The organism is Pseudomonas kitaguniensis, assembly GCF_049199985.1.
Classification (GTDB): Bacteria; Pseudomonadota; Gammaproteobacteria; order Pseudomonadales; family Pseudomonadaceae; genus Aquipseudomonas; species Aquipseudomonas kitaguniensis.
The window spans coordinates 49,190-69,265 of record NZ_JBLZPT010000027.1; the positions used below are offsets into that span (position 1 = coordinate 49,190).

Here is a 20,076-nt window from a genome sequence, read left to right on the forward strand (position 1 = left end):
ATGAAGTATTCGATGGCGGGACTGTTTCTGGCGCTGCCATTGAGCGCCCTCGCGGCTGAGCCGATCGCGCAAGCTGCAGTTGCAGCGCCCGTGGTGACCAGCGGCATCGGCGGGCAACTGACCCAACTGGTGTTGGGGCTGTTGCTGGTGGTCGGCTTGATCTTCGTGCTGGCCTGGTTGATGCGCCGCGTACAGAACATTGGCCCGGGCAACGGCCAGGTGATCGAGATGATCGGTTCGCGTGCCCTCGGCCCGCGTGATCGTCTGGTGCTGGTACAGGTGGGCGAGGAGCAGATTCTGCTCGGCATCACGCCCGGTCGCATCACCCCGTTGCACGTGCTCAAGTCGCCGGTTGAAGTGGCCAAGGCCGAAGCCGCCACGCCAGAATTCGCTCAGCGCCTGATGGAGTTGCTGGGCAAGGATCAGAAGGATAAGAAGTAATGCGCGTTTTATTGACGCTCATGCTGTTGCTGGCCGCGCCGCTGGCGTTTGCCGCCGACCCGTTATCGATCCCGGCGATTACGCTGGGCACCAACGCCGCCGGCGCGCAGGAATATTCGGTCAGCTTGCAGATTTTGCTGATCATGACCGCGCTGAGTTTCATCCCGGCGTTCGTGATGCTGATGACCAGCTTTACGCGGATCATCATCGTGTTCTCGATTCTGCGTCAGGCCCTGGGCCTGCAACAGACACCGTCGAACCAGATCCTCACCGGCATGGCGCTGTTTTTGACGATGTTCATCATGGCGCCGGTGTTCGACAAGGTGAACCAGCAAGCGCTGCAGCCTTACCTCGCGGAAAAACTCACCGCGCAAGACGCGATTGACAAGGCCCAAGGCCCGATCAAGGACTTCATGCTGTCGCAAACCCGTTCCAGCGACCTTGAGTTGTTTGTGCGCTTGTCCAAGCGCACCGACATTGCCACCCCGGACCAGGCGCCGTTGACCATTCTGGTGCCAGCGTTTGTGACCTCTGAATTGAAGACGGCGTTTCAGATCGGCTTCATGATCTTTATCCCGTTCCTGATCATCGACCTGGTGGTGGCGAGCGTGCTGATGGCGATGGGTATGATGATGCTCTCGCCGCTGATTATTTCGCTGCCGTTCAAGATCATGCTGTTTGTGCTGGTGGACGGCTGGGCGCTGATTATCGGCACGTTGGCCAGTAGTTTCGGCGGAGTGTAGAGCCATGACCCCAGAAGTCGCTGTCGACCTGTTCCGTGAAGCGCTGTGGCTGACCACCATGATGGTTGCCGTGCTGGTGGTGCCGAGCCTGTTGATTGGCCTGCTGGTGGCGATGTTTCAGGCCGCAACACAGATCAACGAACAAACCTTGAGTTTCCTCCCGCGTTTGCTGGTAATGCTGATCACCCTGATCGTCGCCGGCCCATGGCTGGTGCAAACCTTCATGGAATACATCCTGCAGTTGTACGGCAGTATTCCGCTGTTGATCGGCTGACCGCATGCAATCTGTGCTGGCACTGACCGACACCCAGATCAGTACCTGGGTGGCTTCTTTCATCCTGCCGATGTTTCGCATCATGGCCGTGCTGATGACCATGCCGGTGTTTGGTACCACCTTGGTGCCACGGCGCATTCGCCTGTATTTCGCCGTCGCCATCACCGTGGTGATCGTGCCCGGGCTGCCGCCGATGCCGCCGGTGAATGCGCTGGACCTCAGCGCGTTGCTGTTGATCGCCGAGCAAATCCTGATCGGTTCGCTGCTGGGCTTCTCGCTCACGCTGTTCTTTCAGGCGTTTGTGATTGCCGGGCAAATCATTTCGATCCAGATGGGCATGGGCTTCGCCTCGATGGTCGACCCCACCAACGGCGTGTCGGTGGCGGTGATCGGGCAGTTCCTGACCATGCTGGTGACGTTGCTGTTTTTGGCCATGAACGGCCACTTGGTGGTGTTCGAGGTGTTGACCGAAAGCTTCACCACCTTGCCGGTGGGGTCGGGCTTGGTGGTCAATCATTTTTGGGAGCTGGTCGGGCGCATGAGTTGGGTGCTGGGTGCGTCGTTGTTGCTGGTGCTGCCGGCAATCACCGCGCTGCTGGTGGTTAACATCGCGTTTGGCGTGATGACCCGCGCGGCGCCGCAACTGAACATTTTCTCGATTGGTTTCCCCCTGACCCTGGTGTTGGGCATGGGGATTTTCTGGATCGGCATGGCCGACATTCTCAATCAGTATCAACCGCTGGCGACCGACGCCTTGCAGTTTTTACGTGACTTGGCACGGGCGCGTTGAGCCATGGCCGAGAGCGAGAGTGGCCAAGACAAAACAGAAGACCCCACGGAGAAACGTAAAAAGGACTCCAGGGAAAAGGGCGAAATTGCGCGCTCTAAAGAACTCAATACCGTTGCGACCATGATGGCCGGTGCCGGCGCCGTGCTGATCTACGGCGGCGGCCTGGCGCTGGACTTGATGGAGCTGATGAAGCTCAACTTTGCCCTGCCGCGCGAGGTGCTGCTGAACCCCGACGCCATGGGCCGCTACCTGATGCATTCAGGCAAAATCGCGATTCTGTCGGTGCAGCCGATCCTCATCACCTTGCTGCTGGCCGCCTTGATCGGCCCTGTCGCCTTGGGCGGCTGGCTGTTTGCTGCCAGCAGCATGGCGCCCAAGTTCAGCCGCATGAACCCGGCGGCCGGGCTTAAGCGAATGTTTTCGACCAAGGCATTGGTCGAGCTGCTCAAGGCCTTGGCCAAGTTCATCCTGATTCTGTTCGTCGCGCTGGCGGTGCTGTCTTCGGATATTGACGATTTATTGCGCATTGCCCATGAACCGCTGGAGTCGGCGATCATCCACAGCGTGCAAGTGGTGGGCTGGAGCACCTTGTGGATGTCTGCCGGGCTGATCCTGATCGCGGCGGTGGATGCGCCGATCCAGTTGTGGGAGAGCCACAAAAAACTGCTGATGACCAAGCAGGAAGTGCGCGACGAGCACAAAGACCAGGAAGGTCGGCCTGAGGTCAAACAGCGCATTCGCCAACTGCAGCGCGAAATGTCCCAGCGCAAAATGATGGCTTCAGTGCCCGACGCGGACGTGGTCATCACCAACCCGACCCACTACGCCGTAGCCCTCAAGTACGACCCGGAGAAGGGCGGCGCACCGATGTTGCTGGCCAAGGGCAGCGACTTTACCGCACTGAAAATTCGCGAAATCGCGGTGGCCAACGACATTCTGTTGCTGGAGTCGCCGGAGTTGGCGCGCTCGATTTTCTACTCCACGGACCTGGACCAGGAGATTCCTGCAGGGCTGTATTTGGCGGTGGCGCAGGTGTTGGCCTACGTCTATCAAATTCGCCAGTACCGGGCGGGTAAGGGCAAGCGGCCTGATCCGCTCAAAGACCTGCCGATTCCGCCGGATCTGCGTCGCGACTCCTGATTGCCAGCGTGCCATTCATCTGAAAGTGCGCGTTACCTGTCAACTATCACAGTAGCCAGCGAAGGCAAATCGCGGTTCCATTGCGCCAGACACTGCACCCGCGTTGTTAAGAGATGCAGAGGACGTAGTGATGGAAGCGGTGACGGGCACGATCAAGTTTTACAGCGAAAAAACCGGGCAAGGCTTGATTGCTCTGGATTGCGGTGAGGATGCCGTCTGTGTGGATCTTGAAGGCTCGGCCGGGGTTCGGCTGAAAGATGGCCTGCGCGTGCGATTTGCCCGGATTCATCGGCCCAAGGGCGTTTTCGCGTCCAACATCACCGTCATCTAACCCCCGCCGGAACGCTCGGCGTCAGCTTTTCAGTCCAGGCGGTACCCGCTCCGGCATACCCTGGGGTATCCCGCACACAGCTCCAAATGTGGGAGGGGGCTTGCTCCCGATAGCGGTGTGTCAGGCCCGGAATACCCGACTGACACACCGCCATCGGGAGCAAGCCCCCTCCCACATACACGCGCAGGCGGCATACCTTTGCTGCGCGTGGGAACGCTCGGCGTCAGCTTTTCAATCAAGGCGGTGCCCGACCCGGCATACCCTGGGGCATCCAGCACACAGCACCAAATGTGGGAGGGAGCAAGCCCCCTCCCACATACACGACGCAAACGGCATTCCTTTGTTGCGCGTGGGAACGATCAGCGTCAGCTTTTTAGTCCGGGCGGTGCCCGACCCGGCATACCCTGGGGCATCCAGCACACAGCACCAAATGTGGGAGGGGGCTTGCTCCCGATAGCGGTGTGTCAGGCCCGGAATAACCGACTGACACACTGCTATCGGGAGCAAGCCCCCTCCCACATACGCGGCGCAGGCGGCATTCCTTTGCTGCGCGTGGGAACGCTCGGCGTCGGGTTTTGAGTCTAGGCGGCGCCCGACTCTGTTGCGAATGATGGCTGAACATCATCCAGCAGCCGCTCAGCCAGCAACCGCGCTACCTCAATCAACTGCGCAATGCCCAGCGCGACTTCTCGCTGCGTCGCTTCCATATCAAATGCAAAGTCGCAGGTCAGCGCGTGGGCGGAAGCCAGGGTTTCGGTGAGGTTGACCAGCAGGTCTTCGGTGCTGATGCCGTCGATGAGGGTGAAGAGCACGCTGGGCGGGGGATTTGGGGTGGGTTTAATCATTGTGAAACTCCTGATTTAAATGGAGTTGCCACTTATCGCCGCGACGCGATGGGGTGGCAGCTGTACGCAGGTTCGCGGACCGGAATCAGGAAACCGGCATACCCGAAGGTATCCCGCGCACAGCCACCATAGCGCCGCACAGTAGACGATAAAAAATCATCAACTGAAAGCGGACAATAGCGCTTTGCGTCTGAATTCAATGGGCCGCGAAGCCCGCCCGCTGATTGTTCAGCGGTGTGCGCAGACTAGAGCGCGGGTTTCCTAGGGACAACCTTAAAACCCTGTCGGAAATTTCCTCGATAGCAGCGGCTGCACACACATCCAAATGTGGGAGGGGGCTTGCTCCCGATAGCAGTGTGTCAGGCCCGGAATAACCGACTGACACACCGCCATCGGGAGCAAGCCCCCTCCCACATACACGACGCAGGCGGCATTCCTTTGCTGCGCGTGGGAACGCTCGGCGTCGGGTTTTCAGTCCAGGCGTTGCCCGCCCCGGCATACCCTGGGGTAACCCGCGCACAGCTCCAAATGTGGGAGGGAGCAAGCCCCCTCCCACATACACGGCGCAGGCGGCCTTCCTTTGCTGCGCGTGGGAACGCTCGGCGTCAGCTTTTCAGTCCAGGCGGTGCCCGCCCCGGCATACCCTGGGGTAACCCGCGCACAGCTCCAAATGTGGGAGGGGGCTTGCTCCCGATAGCGGTGTGTCATTCAGCAATGTTCCAACTGAACCACCGCCATCGGGAGCAAGCCCCCTCCCACATTTTTGACTCGATTTACACCCGGTAGACTCGGTCGCTTATGAGGTGATCAACGCCCCAAAGTAAAAGTTGGAAGGCTTCTTGCAATACCGCCTTCAGGACGCCAACTGGCGTCAAAACTTTGCTTCAAGGAACACGAGGAATACCGGTGGTAGATCGCTCTCAAATGCTCAACACGGCCCGTGGCACCCTGACTGACCTGTCGCGGGGCAATTTGGGTGTGCCGTTGTTGTTGCTGGTGATGCTGGCAATGATGATGTTGCCGATGCCGCCGTTCCTGCTCGATGTGTTTTTTACTTTCAACATTGCCCTGTCGGTCGTTGTGCTGCTGGTCTGTGTGTACGCGTTGCGGCCGCTGGATTTCGCGGTATTCCCGACCATTCTGCTGATCGCGACCTTGCTGCGTCTGGCGCTGAACGTGGCCTCCACGCGGGTGGTGATGCTCCACGGGCAAGACGGCCACGCCGCCGCCGGTAAGGTGATCCAGGCCTTCGGTGAGGTGGTGATCGGCGGTAACTACGTGGTCGGTATCGTGGTGTTCGCGATCCTGATGATCATCAACTTTGTGGTGGTCACCAAGGGCGCCGGGCGGATTTCCGAGGTGAGCGCGCGGTTCACCCTCGACGCGATGCCCGGCAAACAGATGGCCATCGACGCCGACCTCAACGCCGGCCTGATCGACCAGAACCAAGCCAAGGCCCGCCGCCTGGAAGTGGCTCAGGAGGCCGAGTTTTACGGTTCCATGGACGGTGCCAGCAAGTTTGTGCGCGGCGACGCCATCGCAGGCTTGCTGATTCTGTTTATCAACCTGATCGGCGGTATGGCGGTCGGTATCTTCCAGCACGGCATGACTTTCGGCGATGCAGGCAAGGTGTATGCCCTGCTGACCATCGGTGACGGTTTAGTGGCGCAATTGCCATCACTGTTGTTATCCACAGCTGCGGCGATCATGGTGACGCGTGCTTCGGGCTCCGAAGACATGGGCAAACAGATCAGCCGGCAGATGTTCGCATCGCCCAAGGCGCTGGCCGTGGCAGCGGGCATCATGGCGGTCATGGGCATCGTACCGGGCATGCCGCATATCTCGTTCCTGAGCATGGCGGCCATGGCGGCCGGCGGTGCTTACCTGTTCTGGCGCAAGCAAAACCAGGTCAAGGTTCAGGCCCAGCAAGAAGTTGCCCGCCAGCAGGACTTGCTGCCATCGCCGGCCCGCGCCCAGGAAACCAAGGAGCTTGGCTGGGATGACGTGACCCCGATCGACATGATCGGCCTGGAAGTCGGCTACCGCCTGATTCCAATGGTGGACCGCAACCAGGGTGGCCAGTTGCTCGCGCGGATCAAGGGTGTGCGCAAGAAGCTGTCGCAGGATTTGGGCTTCTTGATGCCCACGGTGCATATTCGCGACAACCTCGACCTGGCCCCGAGTGCCTACCGCCTGACCCTGATGGGCGTGATCCTCGCTGAAGCCGAGATTTACCCCGACCGCGAGTTGGCGATCAACCCCGGCCAAGTGTTCGGCACGCTCAACGGGATAACCGCCAAAGATCCGGCTTTTGGTTTGGAAGCGGTGTGGATCGAAATCAGCCAGCGCAGCCAGGCGCAGTCGCTCGGTTACACGGTGGTGGACGCCAGCACCGTGGTCGCTACCCACCTCAACCAGATTCTGTACAAGCACTCGCACGAGCTGATCGGCCACGAGGAAGTCCAGCAATTAATGGGCTTGCTGGCCAAAGCGTCGCCAAAACTCGCCGAAGAACTGGTGCCGGGCGTGCTGTCGCTGTCGCAGTTGCTTAAGGTGCTGCAGGCCTTGCTTGCCGAACAGGTGCCAGTACGCGACATTCGCAGCATTGCCGAGGCTATCGCCAACAATGCTGCCAAGAGTCAAGATACCGCCGCGCTGGTAGCCTCGGTGCGCGTCGGTTTGTCCCGCGCAATCGTGCAAAGCATTGTGGGGGTTGAGTCTGAGCTGCCTGTTATCACCTTGGAGCCAAGGTTGGAACAGATATTGCTCAATAGTATTCAGAAGGCAGGACAAGGCCAGGAAGAGGGCGTCCTGCTGGAGCCAAGCATGGCTGAAAAGCTGCAGCGTTCGTTGATCGAAGCCGCACAGCGCCAGGAAATGCAGGGCCAACCGGTGATACTGCTGGTGGCCGGCCCGGTTCGGGCGATGTTGTCGCGGTTTGGACGTTTGGCAGTACCGAATTTGCACGTTTTGGCTTATCAGGAAATTCCTGACAATAAGCAAGTGACTATCGTCGCGACAGTAGGGCCCAATGGCTGAGGTAGTGGGTTATGCAAGTTAAGCGTTTTTTCGCCGCCGATATGCGTCAGGCCATGAAACTGGTTCGTGATGAGCTGGGCGCCGATGCCGCGATTATTGGTAACCGCCGTATTGCCGGCGGTGTCGAGCTGACGGCTGCCCTGGATTACACACCTCAGGCGCTGGCGCCGCGCGTGCCGAACATGGAGCTCGAAGACGAGTTGCGCAAGACCGCCTCGCGTATCGTCTCGGCCCAGGCTGAGCTGAGCATGCGTGGCGACAGCGATACCACCACCAACCGTCAGTTGTTCGCCGGCCTGCCGCTGACCGCTGCCGAGCCGCTGGTTGAGCCGACGTTCAAAGAGCCGCCGCGTCCTGCTGCGCCAGCGCCGGCTGCCGCCGTTGACCAGCGCGCGCTGGATTCGATGCGGTTTGAACTGAATGGCCTGCGCGAGCTGCTCGAAGTACAGCTTGGCTCGCTGGCGTGGAACCAGTTGCAAGGCAGCAAACCGCAACAGGCTAACCTCTGGCGCCGCCTGCAACGTATCGGCCTGTCTGGCCCGTTGTCGCGTGACCTGCTGGCGCTGACCACCTCCATTGAAGAACCTCGCCAGGCTTGGCGCATGTTGCTGGCGCACTTGGCGCGCATGATCGTTACCCCGGAAATCGAGCCGTTGGAAGAGGGCGGTGTGATTGCCATGGTCGGCCCTGCCGGCATGGGCAAGACCACCACCCTGGCCAAGCTGGCGGCGCGTTATGTGCTTAAGTACGGCGCGCAGAATATCGCGCTGGTGAGCATGGACAGCTACCGCATTGGTGCCCAGGAACAGCTCAAAACCCTGGGCCGCATCCTCAATGTGACGGTCACCCATGTCGACCCGGGCCAGTCGCTGGCCAACGCGCTCGACCCGCTGCTGCGCAAGCGCGTGGTGTTGATCGATACCGCCGGCCTGCAAGCCAGTGACCCTGCGTTGCGCATGCAGCTTGAAAGCCTGGCCGGTCGCGGCATCAAGTCAAAAAATTACCTGGTGCTTGCAACCACCAGCCAGAAACAGGTTCTTACCGCTGCGTACCATAGTTACAAACGCTGCGGCCTGGCGGGCTGCATCCTCACCAAACTCGACGAAACGGCGAGCCTGGGTGAAGTGTTGAGCCTGGCCATCAGTCATGAGTTACCGGTTGCTTACCTGACCGACGGGCCGCGGATCCCGGATGATTTACATCTGCCGCGCCGTCATCAGTTGGTCAGCCGCGCAGTCAGCGTGCAAATGCAAGAAGAGCCTAGCGAGGAAGCGATGGCCGACATGTTCGCCGACCTCTACCACAACCCCGCAAAACGGGTTGGTTAAGGCAGGATGAACACCGTGAAATGTATCTACATCGATGGTCTGCAAGCGATTCACGCGGCCAAGCCATGTAGCCTGCGTCTAAGCAAGACAAGGTAAAGAAATAAAATGGGCAGCATGCATCCCGTACAGGTGATCGCGGTGACCGGCGGCAAAGGTGGCGTCGGAAAAACTAACGTGTCAGTGAATTTGTCCCTGGCCCTGGCAGAGCTTGGCCGTCGCGTCATGCTGCTGGATGCTGACCTGGGGCTGGCGAACGTCGACGTTCTGCTGGGGCTGACACCCAAACACACGCTTGCCGACGTGATCGAAGGCCGATGTGAGCTGCGCGATGTGCTGCTGCAAGGCCCCGGCGGGATTCGCATCGTGCCGGCCGCCTCCGGCACACAGAGCATGGTGCACCTGAGCCCGGCGCAGCATGCCGGCCTGATCCAGGCGTTCAGTGACATTGGCGACAACCTCGACGTGCTGGTGATCGACACCGCTGCCGGCATCGGCGAGTCCGTGGTCAGCTTCGTGCGGGCCGCCCAGGAAGTATTGCTGGTGGTGTGCGACGAACCGACGTCGATCACCGACGCCTACGCGCTGATCAAGCTGCTGAACCGTGACTACGGCATGAACCGCTTCCGCGTGCTGGCCAACATGGCCCAAAGCCCGCAGGAAGGGCGCAACCTGTTCGCCAAGTTGACCAAAGTCACGGATCGCTTCCTGGATGTCGCCTTACAATACGTCGGCGCAGTTCCCTATGACGAGTGTGTGCGCAAGGCTGTGCAAAAGCAGCGTGCAGTCTATGAAGCATTCCCTCGTTCGAAGTGCGCTTTGGCGTTCAAGGCGATTGCCCAGAAGGTCGATACCTGGCCGCTGCCCGCCAACCCGCGCGGGCATTTGGAGTTTTTCGTCGAGCGATTGGTGCATCACACGAGCGCAGGTCCGGTGCTATGACATCCAGCGGCTACAACCTTTACAAAAAGTCGGCACGTGACAGCCAGGGCGAGTTGATCGAGCGCTATGCGCCCTTGGTCAAACGCATTGCTTACCACTTGCTGGCACGCCTGCCTGCCAGCGTGCAGGTTGAAGACCTCATCCAGGCCGGCATGATCGGCCTGCTCGAAGTGTCGACCAAATACGACGCGAGCAAAGGCGCGAGTTTCGAGACGTACGCGGGTATTCGTATTCGCGGCGCGATGCTCGATGAAGTGCGTAAAGGGGATTGGGCGCCGCGTTCGGTACACCGCAATACACGCATGGTCAGTGACGCAATTCGCTCAATTGAAGCAAAAACCGGTCGTGACGCTAAAGATCATGAAGTTGCGGCCGAACTCCAATTGAGTCTCGATGATTATTACGGGATTCTGAACGATACCTTGGGCAGCCGCCTGTTCAGTTTCGACGACCTGTTGCAGGACGGCGAACACGAAGGGCTGCACGAGGACGGCGCGAGTGCTCATCTCGAACCGTCGCGCGACCTGGAAGATGAACGTTTTCAGGGTGCGTTGGCTGAAGCAATTGCCAATTTGCCGGAGCGTGAGCGGCTGGTGTTGGCGCTGTACTACGACGAAGAGCTGAACCTCAAGGAAATCGGTGAGGTCCTGGGGGTCAGCGAATCGCGTGTCAGCCAACTGCATAGCCAGTGCGCGGCCCGCTTGCGGGGGCGATTGGGAGAGTGGCGCGCGCGCTGACAGGCAGTGTGGGGACACTGCAGCGCAACCAGGCGAAAGGTGTAACGCCTTTCGCGGATTCGTTCCGTGGTGCCCCGGCAGTCCTTTTTGTGTAACGCCTGTTGATTGAAATGGCGCGTCCAGGTGCTGGGCGCGTTTAAGACTGCTTGGAGGTCGAATTGGACAAGAACATGAAAATCCTCATCGTTGATGACTTCTCAACGATGCGGCGGATCATAAAAAACCTGTTGCGTGACCTTGGGTTCACAAACACGGTCGAGGCGGATGACGGCATTACGGCGATTCCGATCCTCAACAGCGGGAGCATCGACTTTCTGGTAACCGACTGGAACATGCCAGGCATGACCGGTATCGACCTGCTGCGCCATGTGCGCGCGGACGAAAAACTGCGCAGCTTGCCTGTGTTGATGGTCACCGCCGAAGCCAAGCGTGAGCAGATCATTGAAGCCGCTCAAGCTGGGGTCAACGGTTACGTGGTTAAGCCATTCACTGCACTGGCCTTGAAAGAGAAGATTGAAAAAATCTTCGAACGAATCGGTCAGTGATGCTGCCACGGGGGAGCTATGGAGCATAAAGAAACGTCACTGGGCGACTTTGAGTCGACCCTGAAAAAGCATGCTCACCAGTTGGTCGACAGCCTTGAAAAAGGCCACTTCGGCGACGCGGTGCAGTTGATCCATGAGCTTAACCAGACCCGTGATCGCGGCCTGTACCAGGAAGTGGGCAAGCTCACGCGCGAGCTGCACAGTGCAATCGTCAATTTTCAAATTGACCCGCACATGCCCCAGGCTGAAGAAATATCACAAATTACCGATGCCACAGAACGCCTGTCCTACGTGGTCAGACTGACTGAGGCGGCGGCCAACCGCACCATGGACCTGGTTGAAAACGCCACGCCCCTGGTCAATGGCATGGCCACCGAAGCGCAAGCCCTCAGCGTTGACTGGGGCCGTTTCATGCGTCGGGAACTGGGTGCTGAAGAGTTTCGTGAATTGGCCCGCAGGGTCGACGGGTTTCTGACGCGCAGCGAACAGGAAAGCCGTACGGTTTCCAGCAACCTCAATGACATTCTGCTGGCCCAGGATTACCAGGACCTCACCGGTCAGGTGATCAAGCGTGTGACCCAATTGGTCACCGAGGTGGAAAGCAACTTGCTCAAATTGGTGCTTATGGCAGGCCAGGTTGATCGTTTCGCCGGCATCGAACATGACCGCGAATCGATCCTCTCGGAAAAAGATCCACAAAAACATCTCGCCAAGGGTGAAGGTCCGCAGATTCATGCCGATAAACGTGAAGACGTTATGTCAGGTCAAGATGATGTTGATGACCTGTTATCCAGTTTAGGCTTCTAAGGAGCACCCACATGAGCTTCGGCGCCGATGAAGAGATCCTTCAGGATTTCCTTGTAGAGGCCGGCGAAATTTTAGAGCAACTGTCCGAACAACTGGTCGAGCTGGAAAGCCGACCGGATGATGCGAACCTGCTCAATGCAATTTTTCGCGGTTTTCATACTGTAAAAGGGGGCGCCGGCTTCCTCCAGCTCCATGAGCTGGTGGAGTGCTGTCACATCGCCGAGAACGTTTTCGACATCCTGCGCAAGGGTGAGCGGCACGTCGACTCGGAACTGATGGACGTGATTCTCGAAGCATTGGATGCGGTCAACGGCATGTTCAGTGAAGTGCGCGAACGTGCGCCGATCACTGCGGCTACCCCGGAACTGCTGGCCGCCCTGGCGCGCCTGGCAGAGCCTGCCGACACCACGGCTGCGCCGGTGGTGCAAGCGCCAGAGCCTGTGGCTGAGCCTGAAGCAGACGTGACGGACAGCGAGTTCGAGCAACTGCTCAACTCCCTCAGCGCGGTCAAGGCTGAAGCTGAAGCGCCACAAGCGGCTACTGCGCCTGCCACTGCGTCTGCAGCGCCGACCAGCGAAGACATTACCGACGCTGAGTTCGAATCGCTGCTCGACCAGTTGCACGGCAAAGGCCAGTTCGCGGCCGACGCGGTGGCGCCACCTGCCGCCCAGTCGCAAGCGCCTGCTGCTGCTCCTGCCGCTGCCAGCAACGAGATTACCGACGACGAATTCGAAGCGTTGCTCGACCAACTGCATGGCAAAGGCACGTTTGCGGCCGAAGCCTTGCCGGAAGTCGCCGCCACGGCCACGGCACCCGCTGCCAGTGCAGCTGCCAGTGCGCAACCGGCGGGCGATGGGTTGATCTCTGATCACGAATTCGAAGCGTTGTTGGACCAGTTGCACGGTAAAGGCAAGTTCACTGAAGTGGCCCCGGCCGCAGCAGCGGCAGCCGGTGCAGCCACGGCAGCCGCTGCTGCACCGGTTGCCGCCAAAGCGGCGGCGCCGGTTGCGGCCAAGCCAGCTCCGGCACCTGCGGCTGCGGCTGCACCTGCACGCGCCGCAGCCGCGCCGGTTGCCGAAAAACCTGCCAGTGAAGCCGAAACCACGGTGCGCGTTGATACCGCGCGCCTGGACGACATCATGAACATGGTCGGCGAACTGGTGCTGGTGCGTAACCGCTTGGTGCGTTTGGGCCTGAACAGCGGCGACGAAGCCATGCAAAAGGCCGTGTCGAACCTCGACGTGGTGACGGCTGACTTGCAGACCGCGGTGATGAAAACGCGGATGCAGCCGATCAAGAAAGTCTTCGGCCGCTTCCCGCGATTGGTTCGCGACCTGGCACGCCAGCTCAAGAAAGAGATCAACCTGGAACTGGTGGGTGAAGAAACCGACCTCGACAAAAACCTTGTCGAGGCCCTGGCCGACCCGCTGGTCCACTTGGTGCGCAACGCCGTCGACCACGGCATCGAAACCCCGGAAGAACGCGAGGCTTCGGGCAAGTCGCGTGGCGGCAAGGTGATTCTGGCGGCTGAGCAAGAGGGCGACCATATTCTGCTGTCGATCACCGATGACGGCAAAGGCATGGACCCGGCGATCTTGCGCAATATCGCGGTCAAGCGTGGCGTGATGGACAAGGACGCCGCCGACCGCCTGACCGACACCGAATGCTACAACCTGATCTTCGCGCCGGGCTTCTCGACCAAAACCGAGATTTCCGACGTGTCTGGCCGTGGCGTCGGCATGGACGTGGTGAAAACCAAGATCAGCCAGCTCAACGGCTCGATCAATATCTACTCGACCAAGGGCCAGGGCTCGAAGATCGTCATCAAGGTGCCGTTGACCTTGGCGATCATGCCGACGCTGATGGTGATGCTGGGCAACCAGGCCTTCGCCTTCCCGTTGGTCAACGTCAACGAGATCTTCCACCTCGACCTGTCGCGCACCAACGTGGTGGACGGCCAGGAAGTCGTGATCGTGCGCGACAAGGCATTGCCACTGTTCTACCTCAAGCGCTGGCTGGTTGCATCGGCCAAGCATGAAGAGCAGCGTGAAGGCCATGTGGTGATTCTCTCGGTGGGCACTCAGCGGATCGGCTTTGTCGTCGATCAACTGGTGGGCCAGGAAGAGGTGGTCATCAAGCCTTTGGGCAAAATGCTGCAGGGAACACCGGGCATGTCGGGTGCGACCATTACCGGTGACGGTCGGATCGCGCTGATTCTTGATGTTCCGAGCATGCTCAAGCGTTACGCCGCTCGGCGTATTTGATTCTGGCGGGGCAGGGCGGTCTCGCCCGCCCCACCTAACGGAGTGTTTATGGCAGTCAAGGTCCTGGTGGTGGACGATTCGGGTTTCTTCCGCCGTCGCGTCTCGGAAATTCTCTCCGCCGATCCAACGATTCAGGTGGTCGGTACGGCCACAAACGGCAAAGAGGCGATTGATCAGGCCATTGCGTTGAAACCGGACGTGATTACCATGGACTACGAGATGCCGATGATGGATGGCATCACGGCAGTTCGACACATCATGCAGCGCTGCCCCACCCCGGTGTTGATGTTCTCCTCGCTGACCCACGAAGGCGCCCGGGTAACCCTGGATGCGCTGGACGCGGGTGCGGTGGACTTCCTGCCGAAGAATTTCGAAGACATCTCGCGTAACCCCGAGAAGGTCAAACAGATGCTGTGCGAAAAGGTGCACAGCATTTCGCGCAGTAACCGTCGCAGCTTGTCGAGTGCGCCGGCACCTGCCCATGCACCCGCTCCCGCGCCCGCCCCGGCCGCACCGGCGGCGCCCGCGTCATCGTTTGGCCGTGCGGCGCCTGCGCCGGTTGCCCGGCCTGCCGTGGCACCGGCCCGCGCGCCTGCTTCAAGTGCGCATTCGCCTGCACCCAAGCGCAAAGCCTACAAGCTGGTCGCTATCGGGACGTCAACCGGTGGCCCGGTTGCCTTGCAGCGGGTGTTGACGCAATTGCCGGCCAACTTCCCGGCGCCGATCGTGCTGATCCAGCACATGCCGGCGGCGTTTACCAAAGCCTTCGCCGAGCGCCTCGACAAGCTGTGCCGCATCACGGTCAAGGAAGCCGAGGATGGCGACATCCTGCGTCCTGGCCTGGCGTTGCTGGCGCCGGGCGGCAAGCAAATGATGGTGGATGGGCGTGGCGCGATTAAAATCCTGCCCGGCGACGAGCGCCTGAATTACAAGCCGTGCGTGGACATCACCTTCGGTTCGGCGGCCAAGTCCTACGGCGACAAAGTTCTGGCGGTGGTGCTCACCGGCATGGGCGCCGATGGCCGTGAAGGCGCGCGCCTGCTTAAACAAGGCGGCAGCGCGATCTGGGCGCAGGACGAAGCCAGTTGCGTGATTTACGGCATGCCCATGGCCATCGTCAAAGCGGACCTGGCCGACGCCGTGTACAGCCTGGACGACATCGGCAAGCATCTGGTGGAGGCCTGCCTCTGATGGATGTATTGAGCCTGATTGGCATCATCATGGCGTTTGTCGCAATTATCGGCGGCAACTACCTGGAGGGCGGCCACCTTGGCGCCTTGGCCAACGGCCCTGCGGCACTGATCGTGATTGGCGGCACCGTCGGCGCTGCGCTGTTGCAGGCGCCGATGAGTTCATTCAAGCGCGCGATGCAAATCGTCATATGGATTATTTTCCCGCCGCGTGTCGACCTGCCAGGCGGCATCGACCGCGTGGTCAACTGGAGCCTCACCGCGCGCAAGGAAGGCCTGCTGGGCCTGGAAAGCGTGGCCGATGCCGAGCCCGACAGTTACTCGCGTAAAGGCCTGCAGTTATTGGTCGACGGCGCCGAGCCGGAAGCGATCCGCAGCATCCTGGAAGTGGATTTTTACACCCAGGAAAGCCGCGACATCAACGCCGCCAAGGTATTTGAAAGCATGGGCGGTTATGCGCCGACCATCGGCATCATCGGCGCGGTGATGGGTTTGATTCACGTGATGGGCAACCTGGCCGACCCCTCGCAACTGGGCAGCGGCATTGCCGTGGCGTTTGTCGCCACCATCTACGGCGTGGCCAGTGCCAACCTGGTGCTGTTGCCGGTGGCCAGCAAGCTCAAGTCGATTGCCCTGCGGCAATCGCGTTATCGCGAAATGTTGCTCGAAGGCATCTTGTCGATTGCCGAGGGCGAAAACCCACGTTCTATCGAACTGAAGCTTCAGGGCTTCATGGATTGATGGCGATGCACATCGACACTTCTAACCAGTGGCCAAACGGCTCGCTGTGGCAAGCAGGTTGTGCAGCGCGAGGTGCTTTGTTGTGAGCCGACGTCGCCGCGAGCCGGAAGAACACATTAACCACGAGCGCTGGCTGGTGTCCTACGCGGACTTCATCACCTTGCTGTTCGCATTCTTTGTGGTGATGTATTCGATCTCGTCGGTCAACGAAGGCAAGTACAAGGTGATTTCCGAAGCACTGATCGGCGTGTTTTCAGACTCCGACCGCGCGCTCAAGCCGATCCCGATTGGTGACGAGCGACCGAAGACGGTGACGCCGGCCAAGCCGCTGGTCAACGACAGCGACGAAACCGCCGCCGGCGTAGGGGGCACCAGCGACCCGTTGAAAAGCATCGCCGATGACATCAGCGCAGCGTTTGGTGACCTGATCAGCTCCAACCAGATGACCGTGCGCGGCAATGAACTGTGGGTAGAGATCGAGCTTAATTCCAGCCTGCTGTTCGCCAGTGCCGACGCGATGCCAAGTGATCAGGCGTTCACCATCATCGACAAGGTGGCGGCGATTTTGAAACCCTTTGAAAACCCGGTTCACGTTGAAGGCTTTACCGACAACCTGCCGATTGCCACCGCCCAGTACCCGACCAACTGGGAGTTGTCCTCGGCCCGCGCTGCGAGCATCGTACGCATGTTGGCGATGCAGGGTGTGAACCCTGAGCGCCTGGCGTCGGTGGGCTATGGGGAGTTCCAGCCGGTGGCCAATAACGCCACCGCGCAAGGCCGTGCGCGCAACCGCCGGGTGGTGTTGGTGGTGTCGCGCAACCTGGATGTGCGCCGCAGCCTGACCGGCACGGGCACGGCCAATGCAACACCGGATGCGGCACTGAAGCGGGCTGGCACACAAACTGCACCGCCAACCGTTAAGCCGTCGGTGCGTCAGAGTGCCGTCAATTCTCCGTCACCGGCTCAATAACTTTATGCAATGTCTCGGTCGCGCCAATGCCTGCCGGGAGGAACCAACCGAATGAGAGTCTGGGCAGTTGCCAATCAAAAAGGTGGGGTCGGCAAGACCACCACCTCCATCGCTTTAGCCGGCTTGCTGGCCGAGGCGGGCAAGCGTGTGGTCGTGGTCGACCTGGACCCGCATGGCTCGATGACCAGCTATTTCGGCTATGACCCGGATGCGCTGGAACACAGCTGTTACGACCTGTTCCTGCACAAAGGCAGCGTGCCTGCCGACCTGCCGGCGCAACTGCTGCTGCCTACCAGTAACGAAAGTATTTCCCTGCTGCCATCGAGCACCGCGCTGGCGACCCTTGAGCGCCAGTCGCCGGGCCAGAGTGGTTTGGGCCTGGTGATCGCCAAGACCCTGGCGCAGCTGTGGCAGAGTTTCGACTACGCGATCATCGACAGCCCGCCGTTGCTCGGCGTGCTGATGGTCAACGCGTTGGCGGCCAGCCAGCAGTTGGTGATCCCGGTGCAAACCGAACACTTGGCGGTAAAAGGCCTGGAGCGCATGGTCAGCACGCTGGCGATGATCAACCGTTCGCGCAAGCAGCCGTTGCCGTTCAGCATCGTGCCTACCCTGTTCGACCGCCGCACCCAGGCGTCCCTCGGCACCTTGCGCGTATTGCGCGATGGCTACCCCGAAGCTATTTGGCAGGGCTACATCCCGGTGGACACGCGCTTGCGTGACGCCAGCCGCGCCGGTCTCACGCCGTCGCAGTTCGACGGCAAAAGCCGTGGCGTGCTGGCTTACCGCGCGTTGCTCAAGCACCTGCTGTCGCAGCAACTTGTGGCGCAGGTGGCGTGATGAATCGTCCTGTCAAACTCAAGACCCGGCCGCAACTGGCACTCGAATCCTACCTGGATGCGTTGTTGCAGGAAGCGACCGAGGAGCAACTGCCAGAGCCGATTGTGGTGCTCGAGGCCGCCGTCGAACCCGCCGTTGAGCCTGTCAGCACGCTGGATGAATTCCAGTTGGCAGTGCTCGAAGAACAGGCGCGTGATGCGCAAGTCGCGCCAGTGGTCGTGCCCGCGCCCGAGCCTTTGCCCGCACGTGTAGCCGCACCCGTCGTGGTACCGATCACGCCAGTGGTGCTGGCGCCGTTGGTGGCCGAGCCGGTGGCGGACGTGCACATGCCGCCGAGCATTACGCCGCCGCCCGTCAACGGTGATGGGCGCCCGGCATGGGCTGCCGAGCCGTTTGAGTGCCTGCTGTTCGACGTCGCCGGGTTGACCCTGGCGGTGCCGCTGGTGTGCCTCGGCTCGATCTATTCTTTGCAAGGCCAGGAACTGACGCCGCTGTTCGGGCAACCGGAGTGGTTTCTCGGCATCCTGCCCAGCCAGGCCGGCAACCTCAAGGTGCTGGACACCGCGCGCTGGGTGATGCCCGACCGCTACCGCGATGACTTTCGCGAGGGTCTGCAGTACGTCATCTCGGTGCAGGGCTATGAGTGGGGGTTGGCGGTGCATCAAGTCAGCCGCTCGTTGCGCCTGGACCCTAACGAAATTAAATGGCGCAGCCAGCGAGGCCAGCGGCCATGGCTGGCAGGCACCGTGATTGAGCATATGTGTGCATTGCTGGATGTCGCCGAGTTGGCCGAATTGATCGCCAGTGGTGCCGTGAAGTCGATGCCGCAAAACAAACGCAGTTGATTGAACAATAAGGGCCGCGCTGGTGCGTGGCCAATTTTGAAGGGGTCAGGGGTATGAACAAGTCAGCGTCCGCACAAGGTTTAGATGATCCGATTCTGCAATGGGTTACCTTCAAACTGGACAACGAGTCGTATGGCATCAACGTGATGCGCGTGCAGGAAGTGCTGCGCTACACCGAGATTGCGCCGGTACCGGGTGCGCCAAGCTACGTGCTGGGCATTATCAACCTGCGCGGTAATGTGGTTACGGTCATCGACACGCGCCAGCGTTTTGGCCTGGTGCCGACCGAGGTTAACGACAACACCCGTATCGTCATCATCGAAGCCGACAAGCAAGTGGTCGGGATCATGGTCGACAGCGTGGCCGAAGTGGTTTACCTGCGCCAATCGGAAGTGGAAACCGCGCCGAACGTTGGCAACGAAGAATCCGCCAAGTTTATCCAGGGCGTGTGCAACAAGAACGGCGAACTGCTGATTCTGGTTGAGCTGGACAAGATGATGAGCGAAGAAGAGTGGTCGGATCTGGAGAACATCTGATTGTTCTTTGAAGCCGCGGTAATTGTCCTGGCCCTGTTGTGGGCCGGGACGTTGGCGTTCGCGCTGCGCTATATGCGCCAGCAGCGAGAGTTGGCCCTGCAACAGGCTGAGCGCGATGCGGTGCGTGACCGGCGCATTCTGGAGTTGGTCAAGCGCGTTGACCACTTCCAGCAAAGTGCGGTGCGGGTGGGAGATGAGGTGCATGAACTGCGCGCGATTCTGGCGCCGTTGCCGGATAAGGTGGCGCAGATTGAGCAGCGTGATCCCTCCAGCTTGTCTTTCGCTCAGGCGGCGAAGCTGGTGGGCATGGGGGCTACGGTGGATGAGCTGACCCAGTCGTGTGGGTTGACCCATGCCGAAGCGCAACTGATGAGTAAATTGCACAAGAGCTGACGGGGCAGACTCAGCTTATGCTGTAGATCTGCTTTTTTGATGTGGCGCTGTCGCGCGGCGAGCGGGCTTGGGGTGTTCTTTGGATTTTCGTGCATATCCGTTGTTTGGGTGATGGCTTGTATCGGTTTCGCTCTTACAGCGAGTCACTTTTGAACAGCGCAAAAGTAACCAAAACGCTCTCGCCCCACCACTCGGTGCCTCGCTTAGGCTCGGCATGCCCGCCCACAGGCTTGAATCCGTGGGCCGCCGCGATGGGCCATCCTTGGCCCAGCGCGGCTAACCCGGCGTCCTGCCGGGGTAACCACCGGTTGAAACCAGGGTGGGGGCATCGGGGGTTT

Annotated in this window: 21 protein-coding genes and 1 pseudogene; 20 read left to right on the forward strand and 2 right to left on the reverse strand. The window is 60.2% G+C overall.

Features of this window, described 5'->3' with window-relative positions:
* The 6 genes from fliO (at position 1) to ACOZK9_RS23870 (ending at position 3,719) form a co-directional block, all read left to right on the forward strand.
* Complete coding sequence (gene fliO, locus ACOZK9_RS23845) at positions 1–441, forward strand: flagellar biosynthetic protein FliO (RefSeq protein WP_099239234.1); 441 nt, start codon at positions 1–3, stop codon at positions 439–441.
* Entirely contained in the window at positions 441–1,184 is a 744-nt protein-coding gene (gene fliP / locus ACOZK9_RS23850; RefSeq protein WP_058413183.1) for a flagellar type III secretion system pore protein FliP, read from the forward strand. Before fliO ends, fliP begins: the two co-directional genes overlap by 1 nt.
* 4 nt (positions 1,185–1,188) lie before the next feature.
* Positions 1,189–1,458, forward strand: coding sequence for a flagellar biosynthetic protein FliQ (locus ACOZK9_RS23855; protein ID WP_058413182.1), 270 nt, complete (start codon positions 1,189–1,191; stop codon positions 1,456–1,458).
* Positions 1,459–1,462: 4 nt separating this feature from the next.
* A complete protein-coding gene (gene fliR, locus ACOZK9_RS23860; protein WP_421556693.1) occupies positions 1,463–2,248 on the forward strand; it encodes a flagellar biosynthetic protein FliR in 786 nt (261 codons plus the stop codon).
* A 3-nt stretch (positions 2,249–2,251) separates the two neighbouring features.
* Positions 2,252–3,388, forward strand: a complete 1,137-nt coding sequence (flhB, locus tag ACOZK9_RS23865) for a flagellar biosynthesis protein FlhB (RefSeq protein ID WP_058413180.1) — start codon at positions 2,252–2,254, stop codon at positions 3,386–3,388.
* Positions 3,389–3,518: 130 nt separating this feature from the next.
* Complete coding sequence (locus ACOZK9_RS23870; protein ID WP_058413179.1) at positions 3,519–3,719, forward strand: cold-shock protein; 201 nt, start codon at positions 3,519–3,521, stop codon at positions 3,717–3,719.
* A 581-nt stretch (positions 3,720–4,300) separates the two neighbouring features.
* On the opposite strand, the gene ACOZK9_RS23875 is transcribed toward ACOZK9_RS23870, so the two are convergent.
* Entirely contained in the window at positions 4,301–4,564 is a 264-nt protein-coding gene (locus tag ACOZK9_RS23875) for a DUF6124 family protein (protein WP_152748122.1), read from the reverse strand.
* A gap of 924 nt (positions 4,565–5,488) precedes the next feature.
* On the opposite strand from ACOZK9_RS23875, the gene flhA reads away from it, so the two are divergent.
* The 14 genes from flhA to ACOZK9_RS23945 all read left to right on the forward strand — a co-directional run bounded on the left by flhA (position 5,489) and on the right by ACOZK9_RS23945 (position 19,738).
* Positions 5,489–7,603, forward strand: a complete 2,115-nt coding sequence (gene flhA, locus ACOZK9_RS23880) for a flagellar biosynthesis protein FlhA (protein ID WP_058413177.1) — start codon at positions 5,489–5,491, stop codon at positions 7,601–7,603.
* Between the two features lie 11 nt (positions 7,604–7,614).
* The gene (gene flhF / locus ACOZK9_RS23885) at positions 7,615–8,931 is read left to right on the forward strand and encodes a flagellar biosynthesis GTPase FlhF (RefSeq protein WP_058413176.1); all 1,317 of its coding nucleotides are present in this window, start codon (positions 7,615–7,617) and stop codon (positions 8,929–8,931) included.
* Positions 8,932–9,036: 105 nt separating this feature from the next.
* On the forward strand, positions 9,037–9,870 hold the full coding sequence (gene fleN / locus ACOZK9_RS23890) for a flagellar synthesis regulator FleN (RefSeq protein WP_058413175.1): 834 nt from the start codon (positions 9,037–9,039) through the stop codon (positions 9,868–9,870).
* The gene (gene fliA, locus ACOZK9_RS23895) at positions 9,867–10,607 is read left to right on the forward strand and encodes an RNA polymerase sigma factor FliA (protein ID WP_058413174.1); all 741 of its coding nucleotides are present in this window, start codon (positions 9,867–9,869) and stop codon (positions 10,605–10,607) included. The genes fleN and fliA overlap by 4 nt, the downstream gene beginning before the upstream one ends.
* 170 nt (positions 10,608–10,777) lie before the next feature.
* Positions 10,778–11,152, forward strand: coding sequence for a chemotaxis response regulator CheY (locus tag ACOZK9_RS23900; RefSeq protein WP_161936704.1), 375 nt, complete (start codon positions 10,778–10,780; stop codon positions 11,150–11,152).
* Positions 11,153–11,170: 18 nt separating this feature from the next.
* On the forward strand, positions 11,171–11,959 hold the full coding sequence (locus ACOZK9_RS23905) for a protein phosphatase CheZ (protein ID WP_058413172.1): 789 nt from the start codon (positions 11,171–11,173) through the stop codon (positions 11,957–11,959).
* An 11-nt stretch (positions 11,960–11,970) separates the two neighbouring features.
* A complete protein-coding gene (locus ACOZK9_RS23910) occupies positions 11,971–14,223 on the forward strand; it encodes a chemotaxis protein CheA (RefSeq protein WP_421556694.1) in 2,253 nt (750 codons plus the stop codon).
* 48 nt (positions 14,224–14,271) lie between these two features.
* On the forward strand, positions 14,272–15,414 hold the full coding sequence (locus ACOZK9_RS23915) for a protein-glutamate methylesterase/protein-glutamine glutaminase (RefSeq protein WP_421556695.1): 1,143 nt from the start codon (positions 14,272–14,274) through the stop codon (positions 15,412–15,414).
* Positions 15,414–16,154, forward strand: coding sequence for a flagellar motor protein (locus ACOZK9_RS23920; RefSeq protein WP_058413170.1), 741 nt, complete (start codon positions 15,414–15,416; stop codon positions 16,152–16,154). The genes ACOZK9_RS23915 and ACOZK9_RS23920 overlap by 1 nt, the downstream gene beginning before the upstream one ends.
* Before the next feature lie 82 nt (positions 16,155–16,236).
* The gene (gene motD / locus ACOZK9_RS23925) at positions 16,237–17,124 is read left to right on the forward strand and encodes a flagellar motor protein MotD (RefSeq protein WP_058413169.1); all 888 of its coding nucleotides are present in this window, start codon (positions 16,237–16,239) and stop codon (positions 17,122–17,124) included.
* Positions 17,125–17,175: 51 nt separating this feature from the next.
* Positions 17,176–17,964, forward strand: coding sequence for a ParA family protein (locus ACOZK9_RS23930; RefSeq protein WP_058413168.1), 789 nt, complete (start codon positions 17,176–17,178; stop codon positions 17,962–17,964).
* Entirely contained in the window at positions 17,964–18,809 is an 846-nt protein-coding gene (locus tag ACOZK9_RS23935) for a CheW domain-containing protein (protein WP_421556696.1), read from the forward strand. The genes ACOZK9_RS23930 and ACOZK9_RS23935 overlap by 1 nt, the downstream gene beginning before the upstream one ends.
* A gap of 53 nt (positions 18,810–18,862) precedes the next feature.
* On the forward strand, positions 18,863–19,345 hold the full coding sequence (locus tag ACOZK9_RS23940; RefSeq protein ID WP_003236843.1) for a chemotaxis protein CheW: 483 nt from the start codon (positions 18,863–18,865) through the stop codon (positions 19,343–19,345).
* Complete coding sequence (locus tag ACOZK9_RS23945) at positions 19,346–19,738, forward strand: DUF2802 domain-containing protein (protein WP_058413166.1); 393 nt, start codon at positions 19,346–19,348, stop codon at positions 19,736–19,738.
* 133 nt (positions 19,739–19,871) lie between these two features.
* Here the strand turns inward: ACOZK9_RS23945 and ACOZK9_RS23950 are convergent.
* A pseudogene (locus ACOZK9_RS23950) lies at positions 19,872–20,076 on the reverse strand (hypothetical protein); the annotation flags it as partial.